Here is a 12622-nt window from a genome sequence, read left to right on the forward strand (position 1 = left end):
TGCGCTCCGTCGGCGTCGAGGTGCCGCATCGACACGTCCGGCCATGCGGTCAACAGTTTCGGATTCGGAGAGTCCGGAAGTGTCCGCATGAGAGCCGAGTCGAGGTCGGGCACTGCGTCGGTCAACAGGTGGTGTGGAACGGAGAGGAGTGTTCTTGATCCAGGTCCCGGCACTGAGGCACTCGGCGGGGCCTACGCCGTCCCACAGGGCAGCGGTGCCGGAAGCGTTTTCGGCGCCCCGACTGCACTGTTCCAGGACCTCCGTTCCAGGGCGGACGATGAGGACCGCGACGTACTCACCTGGGGTGCGACGAAGTTCGGCGGCGCGTCGGTATCCGCTCATCGAGCCGACGCTGCATCCGACCACCAGTGGTCGCCATCGTCCGATGATGTCCGGCCGGGTGTTGACACTCCGAGTGTTGTGGAACACAATCTGAGCGCAGTTGACATGACTGTCACGTCATACTGCATGTCCGACGCGTTTCACTGTCCAGAGGAGATATCGATGACCGCCGCCGTTCCTGACATGCGTGAACTCGGACGAAAGGTACGGAATTGGGGGCGGTGGGGCGCCGACGACGAGCGCGGCACGACCAACCTCATCACCCCCGAGCGGGTCAGGGACGCGGCACGGCTGATCCGAACCGGACAGATCTTCGAACTGGGCATCCCGCTCGACGGCAACGGTCCGCAGCCGGGCGGAAGCCGGATCAACCCGATCCGTCTGATGTCCGAAAACGGGCAGGAGCAGGTGTTGCCGGGCGGTTTCAAGTGGGCCGACGACTACGTCTTCATGCCGCTGCAAGCCGGGTCGCAGTACGACTCCCTCGCGCACGTCCACTACGACGAGCAGCTGTACAACGGGCATCCCGGCGACGGCGTCACCGTCAAGGGCGCCGACAAGTGCGGCATCCACACCCAGGCCAAGGGCATCGCGGGCCGCGGCGTGCTCCTCGACGTCGCCCGGCATCGGGGTCTCCCATGGCTCGAGTCGGGAACCGCGATCACACCCGAGGAACTCGATGCCGTCGTGGAAGCGCAGGGCGTCGAGGTCGGGCCGGGCGACATCCTCCTGATCCGAACCGGTTGGCACGCCAAGTTTCTCGCGGAGTCCGATTCGGCCGCGTACATGGCGGGAGAGCCGGGGCTGAGCCTGTCGTGCGCACGGTGGCTGCGCGACCGGGACGTGGCGGTCGTAGGTGCCGACAACTGGGCCGTCGAGGTGATACCCGGGGAGAACCCGGGCGCCCTCTTCGAACTGCACATGGTGCTGATCCGAGACATGGGCATGACGCTCGCCGAGATGCTCGACTTCGAAGAACTCTCGAAGGCATGCGCCGCCGACGGCATCTACGACTTCTTCTACACGGGGCCGCCGTTGCAGTTCACCCGGGCAGTCGGTTCCCCGATCAACCCTCTCGCCATCCGTTGACACGACCGGCAGCCGGAATCCTCCCGCTCGGCCGAACCGACCCGATACCGCCCATTTCATCACGCCAAGGAGAACCGAATGCTGCTCAGCGACATCGTCGAGTACAGCGCACGCAAGCATCCCGATCGAATCGCCCTGCGCTTCGAAGACGAGACGGTCGGCTACGGCCAGCTGCGCGACCGCAGCCGCCGCCTCGCGAACGCACTCCTCGGCGTCGCGGACCCCGGCGACCGCGTCGCGATCCTCTCCACGAACCGCACCGAGTACTTCGACTGCTACTACGGCGTGCCCATGGCGGGCATGGCGTTGACGATCCTGAACTTCCGGCTGCATCCCGAGCAGATCGCGGCGCTCGTCGAGCACTCGGGCGCCGCGGTCCTCGTAGTCTCCGAGGACTTCGCCGAGATGGTCGCGAGTATCCGCGACCGGATCACGTCGGTGCATACCGTCGTCGTGATCGGCGACGCCGACGCAGATGCGGCGTTCTTGTCATGGGACGCGTTCGTCGCCGGCGCGCCCGCGACGGAACCGAAGGTACGTCCGCGTCCTGACGACATCGCATGGATCGTCTACACCAGCGGCACGACCGGGGTGCCGAAGGGTGTGATGCTCAGCCACCGCAACCTCCTCACCGGCATAACCTCCTCGGCCCTCCAGTGGGCGCTGCCGGAGGACACCGTCTTCCTGTTCTGCTTCCCGCTCTGCCACGTCGGCGGTTACGTGACGCTCCTGAACCACCTGATGGGTGCCACGGTCGGGATCATCCGCGCCTACGACAATGCCACCTTCCTCCGGCTGGTCCAGCAGTGGAAGGTCACCCAGACCGGCCTGGCGCCCACGATGATCAACTTCCTGCTGCAGGATCCGGCGCTCGACGCGCACGACCTCGGCACGCTGGAGGCGATCGGGTACGGTTCGTCGGCGATTCCCGCTCCCGTACTGCGGGAGGGACTCGACCGCCTCGGTTGTGACTTCTATCAGGGTATGGGCATGACCGAGCTGGCCGGAAATGTGCTGCACCTCGACCAGCAGGCGCATCGGCGCGCCGCGAACGGGGAGTCCAACCTCCTTGCGGCAGCCGGAAAGCCGATGCGTTTGGCGGATATTCGAATCGTGGACGACGAGCTTCGGGACGTTCCGGTCGGAGAGATCGGCGAAATGGTCGTCCGTGGCGACCAGGTGATGGCCGGCTACTGGAACGACACCGACACGACGGACGCCGCGTTCACCGACGGCTGGTTCCACACCGGTGATCTGGTGCGACGGGACGCCGAAGGATTCGTCTACATCGTGGACCGCAAGAAGGACCTGATCATCAGTGGTGGCGAGAACATCGCTTCTCTCACGGTGGAACAGGCCCTGTACAGTCATCCGGCGGTGGCCGAGGCGGCCGCGATCGGCGTCAAGGACGAGACGTGGGGCGAAATCGTCTGCGCCATTGTTGCTCTGCGCTCCGGCTCCACCGCTACCGCGGACGAGATCATCGCGACGTGCCGAGAGCACCTCGGCGGATTCCAGGTGCCGAGGCGCGTCGAATTCGTCGACGCCCTCCCGAAGAACGTCAGCGGCAAGATCCTCAAGCGCGATCTTCGCGAGCGCTTCGCCACCCGAACACTCGTCTAGCACAAGCCTCCCAGTCCGGCCCGCCGCCCCGAGCCACACTTCTGTCCTGCCCTGCCCACCTCTCGACACACGGAGCGACCATGAAACGTACTCTTGCCGTGGGCCTTACTGCCCTGTGCACCACCGCCGCCCTGGCAGCCTGTTCCGGCCGGGACACCGCCACTTCGGCGGGTGACTGCGATCCCGGAATCACCGACATCGAGATCCGCTTCGGAACAAGCCTCATGCAGTCCGTCGCGGGACCTCAAGCGGTCGCCGCAACCGCGCTGTTCGACGAGATCAACGCCGCGGGCGGGGTCACCATGGGTGACGGGAAGACCCGCAAGATCGAGTACATCGCGATGGACGACGGATACGACCCTGCACGCACCGTCGGCAACGTCCGCTCACTGGTCGAACAGGAACAGGTCTTCGCGATCCAGAATCTGATCGGCACCGCCTCGACGCTCGCCGTCGTGGACTACCTGACGCAGAAGAACGTGCCGCTCGTGTTCCCGATGACCGGCACCGACGAACTGCTGGCCACGCACGAGCAGCGCCCTGTCGTGGCCGGAGCGGTGAACCCGCAGACACGATGGGAGGTCTCGGAGCGTGCCGAGATCATCCTGCGCGACCATCCACAGGCGAAGATCGCGGTGCTGTACCCGAACGACAGCCTCGGCAACGGAAGCCTCGACGCCCTGAAGTCCGCACTCGACGGCAGCGGTACCGCGGTCGTCGCACAGCAGGCCTACGAGCAGACGACGCCGTCCGTCGACTCGCAGGTGGTCAACCTCGCGAACTCCGGCGCCGACGTCTTCGTCAACTTTGCGACGGCGAGCTTCGTGACCCAGTCGCTGAAGAAGGCGCACGAACTCGGATGGAAACCCGACACCTACATCTACTCGGGCGCCACCGACACCAACTTCGTCCTCGCCCCCGCCGGTCCGGACGCCGCCGAGGGCGTCCACTCCTTCTACTGGATCTACGACGTCAGCAGCACCGATCACGACGCCAAGCCCGGTGTGCAGAAATGGCGGGAATTCGCCGAACGCAACTCCGGGAAGATCAAGACCACCGACACCATCGCGGCGACCGGCTACAACTCCGCCCAGCTGCTGGTGACCGCCCTGAAGCAGATGGACGGCTGCACGCGGGCCGACCTGCTCGACGCGGTGCAGAACATGCGGGGTGTGACCACCGACCTCGCGATCGAGGGAATCACCTTCGACACCACGCCGGACTATCCCTACGCGATCACCTCGATGGCGCCGATGACATTCCGCGACGGCAGGTGGCACTACGACGCTGCGGTCACCCGCAGCACCGAGCGATGACGTCCGTACCGGACGCCGGCGACGACGGCGCGGTTCCCGCCCTGGTCGTGGAGGAGGTCCGGCTCCGGTTCGGCGGCGTCGTCGCGCTCGACGGTCCCTCGTTCACGATCGAGCCCGGCCACATCGTCGGGTTGATCGGTCCGAACGGGGCGGGAAAGACGACACTGTTCAACTGCATCAGCAGGCTGTACCAGCCGGAATCGGGACGAATCGCCTTCGGGGACAAGGATCTGCTGTCGCTGTCGGCGGACGGGGTCGCGGATGTCGGTATCGCCCGAACGTTCCAGAACATCGGGTTGTTCCCCACGATGTCGGTTGTGGACAACGTGCTGACCGGTGCGTACTCGCGTACCCGGACCGGGTTTCTCGGGGCCGCGCTGGGTCTGCCGATGACCGGACGTGAGGAGCGACGCGAGCGCGACGAGGCATGGGCACTGCTCGAGTCGATGAACCTCGCCCGGGTCGGTCGCGAACCGGCGGGCACCCTTCCGTACGGGACGCTGAAACGGATCGAACTCGCGCGGGCGCTGATGCAGCGTCCGAAGTTGCTGATGCTGGACGAACCCGCGAACGGCCTCATCCACGAGGAGGTGCTCGAACTCGCCGAGACCGTCCGGCAACTGCGTGACGAACGAGGATTCTCGGTGCTGCTGGTCGAGCACCACATGGCGATGGTGATGTCGATCTCGGACCGCGTCGTCGTGCTGAACTTCGGGCAGAAGATCACGGAGGGGCTTCCGGCCGACGTGGCCGCGCACCCCGAGGTCGTCGAGGCGTACCTGGGGGGTGCGGCGTGAGCCTGCTGAGCGTCGAGGGGCTTTTCGCCTGGTACGGAAGTGCAGAAGTTCTGCACGGCATCGAATTTCAAGCCGAGAAGGGCGCGGTGACGGTGGTGCTCGGCGCGAACGGTGCCGGCAAGACCACCATCCTGCGGGCGCTGTGCGGCATGGTCCGCACTCGTGGCCGGATCGAATTCGACGGCCGGGACATCGCAGGCATGCGCACCGACAGGATCGCGCGTCTCGGGATCGCGCACGTTCCGCAGGGCCGCGGCACCTTCGGCGACCTGACGGTCGAGGAGAACCTCCGCATCGGAGGGTACGCGGCCGCCGTCGCCGACACCGACCGGGCGATCGAGCAGTGGTACGACTTCTTCCCCCGGCTGCGGGAGCGGCGTCGGCAGCAGGCCGGCGGACTCAGTGGCGGCGAGCAGCAGATGCTCGCCATCGCCCGGGCCCTCGTCGCCGCACCACGGCTGCTGCTGCTCGACGAGCCGTCCCTCGGCCTGGCCCCCCGCATCACCCAGGAGGTGTTCCGTGCGCTGAGCCGCATCAATGCGGAGACGGGGACGACAATTCTCGTCGTCGAGCAGAACGCGCACCTGGCCCTCGACATCGGGTCGTCCGCGGTGCTCGTCGACGCCGGTCGCATCGTCGCCCAGCGTCCCGCCGCCGGTCTCGCACACGACGAGTCGGTGCGACGCGCCTACCTCGGCTACTGAGCACAGGAGTGAGTCATGCACGTCCTTCTTCAACAATTGGTAGACGGGCTCACGTGGGGCGCACTGTACGGTGCGTTCGCATTGAGCATCGTCCTCGTCTACCGGGCCTCCGGGATCGTGAACTTCGCGCAGGGGGAGATGGCGATGTTCGCGGCGTTCTTCGCGTGGCAGTTCCACCAGTGGGGTGCGCCGCTGTATGTCGCGATCCTCGGGGCGATGGCGGTAGCGTTCCTCATGGGCGCCGTCACCGAGCGGGTGCTGATCCGGCCGCTGGCGGGCTCGCCGAACCACATGCCGCTCGTCATCATCACTCTCGGACTGATGCTGGTCCTCAACAGCGCGGCCGGCTGGATCTGGGGTGTGCAGAGCAGGGAATTTCCGTCGACGGTGTCCGGACCGGTGGTGACGCTGGGGACGGTGGCAGTCTCGCGGCAGTCCCTCGTGATCGTCGGCGCGGTCGTGGTTGTCGCGGCGCTGCTGTTCCTCCTGTTCCAGCGTACCCGTGTCGGCCTCGCGATGCGGGCGGCCGCCGGAAATCCGGATTCCGCTGAGCTGGTGGGTATTCCGGTAGGTCGCATGCTGATGATCGGCTGGGGATTGGCGGTGGCGATCGGCGCGCTCGCGGCGTCGCTCGCGGCCCCGCAATTGTTCCTCCAGCCGAACATGCTCGTCGCGTCGCTGATCTACGCATTCGCTGCCGCCGTTCTCGGCGGATTGGACAGTCCGGTCGGCGCCCTCGTCGGCGGATTGTGCGTCGGTGTCGCGGAGAACCTCGCCGGTACGTACATCGAGTGGATCGGCCACGACTTCAAGCAAGCCGTGGCACTGGTCCTCATCCTGGGGGTGTTGCTCTTCAGGCCGGAAGGTCTCTTCGGTGCGCGGAAGGTGGCGCGGGTATGAAAGTCCTCGATATGCTCCGCCGCCCCCGCGCCGAACTCGACGCACCGGTGTGGCTCCGCCGTACCACCGTTGCGGTGGTGCTCGTCCTCGCCGCGGTCGCACCGCTCGTCTCGGCGCCGTACGTCAACTTCGACCGTTCCATGGTCCTCGTGTACGTCGTGGTCGGACTCGGCCTGAATCTGCTGACAGGCAACACCGGTCAGATCTCCCTGGGCCATGGCTTCTTCTTCGCCGTGGGCGCGTATCTCAGTGCGGTGCTGATCGAGAACCATGGTGTCGCCTATCCGGTGGTGCTCCCGCTCGCCTTCGCGGTCTGCTATGTGGGCGGGTACCTGTTCGGGCTGCCGGCGCTGCGGCTCCACGGCCTCCAGTTGGCGCTCGCCACACTGGGTCTCGCACTGGTGACCCCCGCCGTGATCAAACGCTTCGAGCACGTGACCGACGGTCAGGCGGGCATCAACGTCACCGCGGCCGAGGCACCCGTATCCTCCGGTCTCGATCGCGACCAGTGGGTGTACTACCTGTGCCTGCTCGTCGCCGCGCTGACCTATCTCGTGGTGCGCCGGCTCTCCACCGGCCGCATCGGGCGATCGCTGATCGCGATCCGTGACTACGAGGCCGTGGCGACGACCCTCGGTATGCCGGCCGCCCGGACGAAGACCACCGTGTTCGCCCTCAGTGCTGCACTCGCCGGCGTCGGCGGGGTGCTCTACAGCTTCGTCGTCCAGTACGTCGGCCCGGAGGCCTTCGGGCTGCCGCTGGCGATCGCGTTCATCACCATGATCGTGGTCGGAGGTCTCGGTACCGTGCCCGGTGTCGTGTTCGGCGCCTTCTTCGTCGTCTACGTCCCGCAGTGGACTGCTGAACTCAACCAGTCGGCGGCCGGCATCACCTACGGCGCTGCGTTGATCCTGTTCATCTTCGTACTGCCCTACGGCTTGATCAGTCTGGTGCGGTGGGGGCTCGCGCCGCTCGTGGCATGCATCCCGGGTCGTCGCAGCGACGGGGGACGGTCCGAGGGCACAAAGGACCCGGGACTGGAATTGGAACCGGTGGCCACCGGCTGAACTGCCCGGACCACGACCGGCGACGGACAGGCACCCTCGATCAGGATCTAGGGTGCCCGTCCGTCGCTGCGGTGTTAGTGGTCTCCGGCTGTCGCCCGGTGCGATCGGTACCGAAAAAGCCCGCCTGGCCATGTGGCCAGGCGAACCCTTCCGGCTCAGCGATCGGCGAAACGGGAACCGAGTTCGTTCACCTCGGACAGTCCGATGAACCCGGTGAACTCGTCGAAGGAGGGCAGGCGCGACAACGCCGCCGCCGGGGTCCCGTCGCGCACGATCGTGGCCAGGAAGTCCTGGATCGACCTCGTAGCGGCCAGCAGCGCGCCGATCGGGAACAGCACAAGAGCGAATCCCAGCTCGCCCAGCACATCCAGCGGCACCGGCGGAGTGCGCCCGCCTTCTACCCAGTTGAACACCAGGCGATGTCCCTTCAACCGGGTCGCCACCGCACGCACCTCGTCGATGCTGGCCGGAGCCTCCACGAACAACAGGTCGGCGCCGGCGTCCGCGTAGCGCAGGGCGCGATCGATTGCCGCGTCCAGCCCGTCGACGGCCGCGGCGTCGGTCCGAGCGATGATCAGGAGGTCCGGATCGGTGCGGGCCGCGACGGCCGCCTCCAGCTTGGCCACCATGTCGGTGACCGGGACGACCGCCTTGCCCTCCATGTGGCCGCATCGCTTGGGAGCGACCTGATCCTCGAGCTGGATGGCCGCGACACCGGCCCTCTCGTAGTCGCGGACGGTGCGAATGACGTTGAGAGGGTTGCCGTACCCGGTATCGGCATCGGCGATCAACGGGACGTCGACGGCAGCCGCCATGCGGCGGGCGTTGTCGGTCATCTCCGTAGCGGTGAGCAATCCGACGTCGGGGCGACCGAGCAGACTCGCAGAGGTGCCGAAGCCGGTCATGTACGCCGCATCGAACCCGGCGGCCTCGACCAGGCGCGCGGACAGGCTGTCGTAGGCCCCCGGCGCCAGGACCGGTGCCGCGCTGTCCAGCAGTTGGCGCAGCCGTGGTCTGGTAGGGGTCGGTGATCCGAGAAAATCTGACATGGAATCGCTTTCGATCACGTGGTGAGGTGGCGTGGATTGGCGACGCGCAGACGGGCCAGGACCGCTGTCGAGACGGCTCGACGCACAAGGGGGTCGGTGTACGAGAGCGTTCCCCGGTGAAGCGCGGTTGCGAGCTCGGCCTCGGTGGCGCAGCCGACTTCGGTCAACAGGTCCCCGAGCACGGTGCTGTCGCCGGAGTCGAGTTCCCGACGCGCCGTGCCCAGGAGGTTGACGCAGATCCGCAGCAGGTAGCGCTCCCGGTCCTGCGTCCGGTCGAGTGCCGGACCGATTTCGTCGGTGAGCGTCCAGGAGACGAGCTCGAGAATCTCGGCCAGGCTCGGGCGGTCGTGCAGCGACTCGGCCGGCGGAGCAGGTGCCGCCGGTGGCTCGTCGTCGAGCAGATCGAGGATCAGGAGCAGGTCGTATTCGGATTCGCAGACCCGGCGGCCGATCGCGGCGAGTTCGAGCGAGCGCTCGGCGCCGCCGAAATGTCGCTGCGCCTGGAACCGGCTGAGCACCAGCCACCGCAGGGTGCCGTAGGTCTCCCACCAGTGCAGCTCTGCCGTCGAAGGCCGCTCACCCGTCGCCTTCTCGTAGCCGTCGAGCAACTGCTCGCGGGTCCCCACACCGGCGACCGGGAGTTCGGCACCGAACCGCCATGCCCGGACGCAAAGCCATCCGAGGTCCTCGATCGGATCGCCCAGATGGGCGAGCTCCCAGTCGAGGACGCCCCGGATTCCGGTGTCGTCGACCAGAAGGTTGCCGAGGCGGAAGTCGCCGTGCACGAGAGTGGCCGGTCGGCGCGAAGGCCGATGGTCCCGAAGCCACCGCAGCCCGATTTCGACCGCCGGGCGCGGGTCGTCGAGAGCCCGATAGACGGACTCGAGCACGTCGATCGGGTCTCTGGTGTCGAGCATCGTGAGGGCTCCGACAGCGCTGCTGTGGATCTGTCCCAGCACGAATCCCATCTTCTCGGCCAGCCGCTCCCGCATTTCGGCGAGCGCCGGATCCCGTTGGATCTTCCGGGGAATCGACTCGCCGGCCACTCTTTCCATCAGCAGGAAGGGGGCATCGATGCCGGGGGCGGTGTCACCGCTGGCAAGGACAGCGGGTACCGGCACACCGGCGGCGGCGGCGGCGCGCAGGCATGCCGTCTCCGCGCGCATCCGCTGTGCGTCGCCGTGCCCGGGGGGATCACGCCTGAGGACTACGGGCAGGGGGTTGCCCGCGGCATCGGTTGCCTGCGCCGACCACACCTCGCGGCTCGCGCCGCCGGTCAGCTGTCGGGGTTCGCCGACCGAGACGTTCTCGCCGCGCGCCTCGATGAGGATCGCTCGGATCCCGTCACCCAGTGACGAGGAAGCCTCGGTCACAGCCACGGCGCCGCGCCCGGGTCGCGCAACAGTTTGCGGGCTGTGGACATGCGGTGGACCTCGTCGGGGCCGTCGTAGATGCGGGCGTACCGGGCCTGCCGATACATCCGCTCCAACGGCGTGTCGGCGGTCAGCCCGAGCGCTCCGTGCACCTGGATGGCGCGGTCGACGACGTCGTGCAGCATCCGTGCACACCAGAACTTGACGAGCCCGATCCGGATGCGTGCATCGTCGCCGGAGTCCATCGCGCGGGCGGCATCGAGTGTCATCAGCCGGGCAGCGTGGATCTGCGCGGCGGATTCCGCTATGTACCGGTGGACCTCGCCCTTCTCTGCCAGGAGAGAACCGTGCACGTAGCGGGTGTTGGCCCGCTCGCACATGAGCTCGTAGGCCCGCTGCGCCTGACCGAGCCAGCGCATGCCGTGGAAGATGCGCCCGGGTCCGAGGCGGTCCTGTGCGACGGCGAACCCCTTGCCGCGCTCGCCGAGCAGGTTGTCGGCAGGCACCCGCACGTCGGAGAGCCGGACCTCGTAGTGGTCGCTGGGATCGTGGCCCATCGTCGGGATCGAGCGGAGGATCTCGAAACCGGGGGTGTCGGTCGGAACGATGATCGCGCTGATCCGGGAGTGGCGGGGCACGTCCTCGGGCTCGGTGCGCGCGAAGACGGTGCAGTAGCCCGCGTCTTTGACTCCCGTCGTGAACCACTTGTGCCCGTTGATGACCCAGGTGTCCCCGTCGAGCTCCGCGCGGGTGGTGATCAGGGTCGGATCGGAGCCGGCGACCTCCGGCTCCGTGAGTCCCACCGAGGGCAGGAACTCGCCGGCGACGAGCGGCGGGATCCATCGTTCCCGCTGTTCCTCGGTGCCGTGCTTGCGCAGCATCAAGGTGTCCTGCATGGACACGGACCCGACGGCGAGCTGCCCGAACTCGGACCGGCCGATGATTTCGTTGAGGTATACGAAATCGAGGAACCGCACACCACCACCCCCGACGTCCGCCGGGTGACCCAAGGCCCACAGACCGAGCTCTTTTGCCTGCGTGCGCAGCTGATCGAGTGCCTTGCGGGCGTCGTCGTCCTCGCGCGCGAGGACCGGCTCGGCAGGAATCACCTGGTTGTCGATGAACGAGCGCATGCGGGCGCACAGGTCTGCGATGTGGCCCTCGGGATGATTGGTGGTCATGCCCCGTTTCCCTTCGTTGTCGTGTCGGTCGTCTCGTGCAGCGGTCGGATGGCGGCGGAGTCGACGTACTCGTCGATGCGGGTGATCCGTCCGTCCACGACCCGGACGAACAGTGCGGCAGGCACTTCGAGCGGACCGTGTCCCGGCAGGGCCCCGCGCACCACGTGCTGCTGTACGAAGCCGTCCGGAACCGCGTCGCGGCGGACGTCCTCGTAACGGAAGTCCTCGAGCGTGCGGGTGAGCCAGCGCAACACGCGCAGGTTCTCCTCGACGGTCTGCTCGCGGCCGTCGTCGTTGTGCCAGATGCGCGCGTCCGGCGCATACAGGTTTGTCAGTGTGTCCACGTCACCGGCTCGGACGGCGGCGAAGAATCGGTCTGCGAGATCCAACATGCGAAGGTGGTTCTCCTCGGTGCTGCGGATGGGATGTCAGGGGGAATCGGATTCCAGTCCCAGGGCGCCCAGGCACATCTGGTCGAGGGTGCTCAGCAGTGCCTCTTCGTCCGCCGCCTCCCCCTGGATCAGCCAGAGGTAGAGGGTGTGATCGACCATCGCGGACATCGCGCGGGCGGCGAGTACCGGGTCGAGCGACTGCCGGACGAGTCCCTCCTGTTGCCAGCGGGCGATCGCCCGGGAAGTCCGTTCGATGAGCTGGGAGCGGTGCTCGTGGCGCAATTCCCGGAACTCGTCGTTGATGGTCGCGACCTGCTCGACGATCGCCATCAGCCGTGCATTGCGCCGATAGGCCTTGTAGTACGAGCGATTCGCCGCGACGAGCCGTGCCGCGGGGGACAGGTCGGGATCGGTCGGTTCGCGGCGGTGTACATCCTCGAACAGGCGGGTGCTCAGTTCGCGGAAGATGTGTTCCTTCGACTCGAAATACCGATAGAAGGTGCCATAAGCGACGTTGGCCTCCTGGGTGATCTGCTCGACCCGGGTGTCGGGGAATCCGACGGTCTCGAATACGGTGCGCGCCGCGTCGAGCAGGGCGTCACGAGTCTTCCGCCCCCGCGCCGTGAGGGTCTCGACCGGCGCGGGTACGGACGGGGTGTTGACAGATGACTTGGCCACGGTCAGACTATCCCCGAAGGTGACATGACTGTCAAGTCATCTCGTACCCCTTGTTCTCTGATTCTCTCCGTTTCCTGCCCGGATTTCTCCGAATCAGTGCCCGAAAGGATT

General features: G+C 67.0%; 12 protein-coding genes. 7 read left to right on the forward strand and 5 right to left on the reverse strand.

The features are described 5' to 3' along the window. Positions 1-504 precede the first annotated feature (504 nt). From A4U64_RS02710 to A4U64_RS02740, 7 genes are all read left to right on the forward strand, one after another. Positions 505-1431 (forward strand): cyclase family protein, encoded by a 927-nt coding sequence (locus A4U64_RS02710; protein ID WP_065922111.1) that lies wholly within the window; start codon positions 505-507, stop codon positions 1429-1431. Positions 1432-1509: 78 nt separating this feature from the next. Continuing rightward, positions 1510-3054, forward strand: coding sequence for a long-chain-fatty-acid--CoA ligase (locus A4U64_RS02715; RefSeq protein ID WP_006935202.1), 1545 nt, complete (start codon positions 1510-1512; stop codon positions 3052-3054). An 80-nt stretch (positions 3055-3134) separates the two neighbouring features. After that, positions 3135-4370 carry an ABC transporter substrate-binding protein gene (locus A4U64_RS02720; protein WP_065922112.1) on the forward strand — a complete coding sequence of 412 codons (1236 nt, stop codon included), beginning with the start codon at positions 3135-3137 and terminating at the stop codon, positions 4368-4370. After that, positions 4367-5167 (forward strand): ABC transporter ATP-binding protein, encoded by an 801-nt coding sequence (locus A4U64_RS02725; RefSeq protein WP_006935204.1) that lies wholly within the window; start codon positions 4367-4369, stop codon positions 5165-5167. Before A4U64_RS02720 ends, A4U64_RS02725 begins: the two co-directional genes overlap by 4 nt. Continuing rightward, the gene (locus A4U64_RS02730; protein WP_029545867.1) at positions 5164-5871 is read left to right on the forward strand and encodes an ABC transporter ATP-binding protein; all 708 of its coding nucleotides are present in this window, start codon (positions 5164-5166) and stop codon (positions 5869-5871) included. Before A4U64_RS02725 ends, A4U64_RS02730 begins: the two co-directional genes overlap by 4 nt. Before the next feature lie 15 nt (positions 5872-5886). Beyond that, on the forward strand, positions 5887-6771 hold the full coding sequence (locus A4U64_RS02735) for a branched-chain amino acid ABC transporter permease (protein WP_065922113.1): 885 nt from the start codon (positions 5887-5889) through the stop codon (positions 6769-6771). Beyond that, entirely contained in the window at positions 6768-7838 is a 1071-nt protein-coding gene (locus tag A4U64_RS02740; protein WP_043798512.1) for a branched-chain amino acid ABC transporter permease, read from the forward strand. Before A4U64_RS02735 ends, A4U64_RS02740 begins: the two co-directional genes overlap by 4 nt. A 155-nt stretch (positions 7839-7993) precedes the next feature. Here the strand turns inward: A4U64_RS02740 and A4U64_RS02745 are convergent, their stop codons facing one another. The 5 genes from A4U64_RS02745 to A4U64_RS02765 are packed head-to-tail and all read right to left on the reverse strand — an operon-like array spanning position 7994 to position 12511. After that, positions 7994-8887, reverse strand: a complete 894-nt coding sequence (locus tag A4U64_RS02745) for an isocitrate lyase/PEP mutase family protein (RefSeq protein ID WP_051446022.1) — start codon at positions 8885-8887, stop codon at positions 7994-7996. Positions 8888-8901: 14 nt separating this feature from the next. Continuing rightward, a complete protein-coding gene (locus A4U64_RS02750; RefSeq protein WP_065922114.1) occupies positions 8902-10260 on the reverse strand; it encodes a phosphotransferase family protein in 1359 nt (452 codons plus the stop codon). Next, positions 10257-11441 carry an acyl-CoA dehydrogenase family protein gene (locus tag A4U64_RS02755; protein WP_006935218.1) on the reverse strand — a complete coding sequence of 395 codons (1185 nt, stop codon included), beginning with the start codon at positions 11439-11441 and terminating at the stop codon, positions 10257-10259. The genes A4U64_RS02750 and A4U64_RS02755 overlap by 4 nt, the downstream gene beginning before the upstream one ends. Further along, positions 11438-11833, reverse strand: coding sequence for a nuclear transport factor 2 family protein (locus tag A4U64_RS02760; protein WP_006935219.1), 396 nt, complete (start codon positions 11831-11833; stop codon positions 11438-11440). Before A4U64_RS02760 ends, A4U64_RS02755 begins: the two co-directional genes overlap by 4 nt. A gap of 36 nt (positions 11834-11869) precedes the next feature. Beyond that, positions 11870-12511: a TetR/AcrR family transcriptional regulator gene (locus A4U64_RS02765; RefSeq protein ID WP_006935221.1), complete on the reverse strand. Its 642-nt coding sequence runs from the start codon at positions 12509-12511 to the stop codon at positions 11870-11872. Between the last annotated feature and the right edge of the window lie 111 nt (positions 12512-12622).

This window comes from Rhodococcus sp. WB1 (assembly GCF_001700945.1).
Classification (GTDB): Bacteria; Actinomycetota; Actinomycetes; order Mycobacteriales; family Mycobacteriaceae; genus Rhodococcus; species Rhodococcus aetherivorans.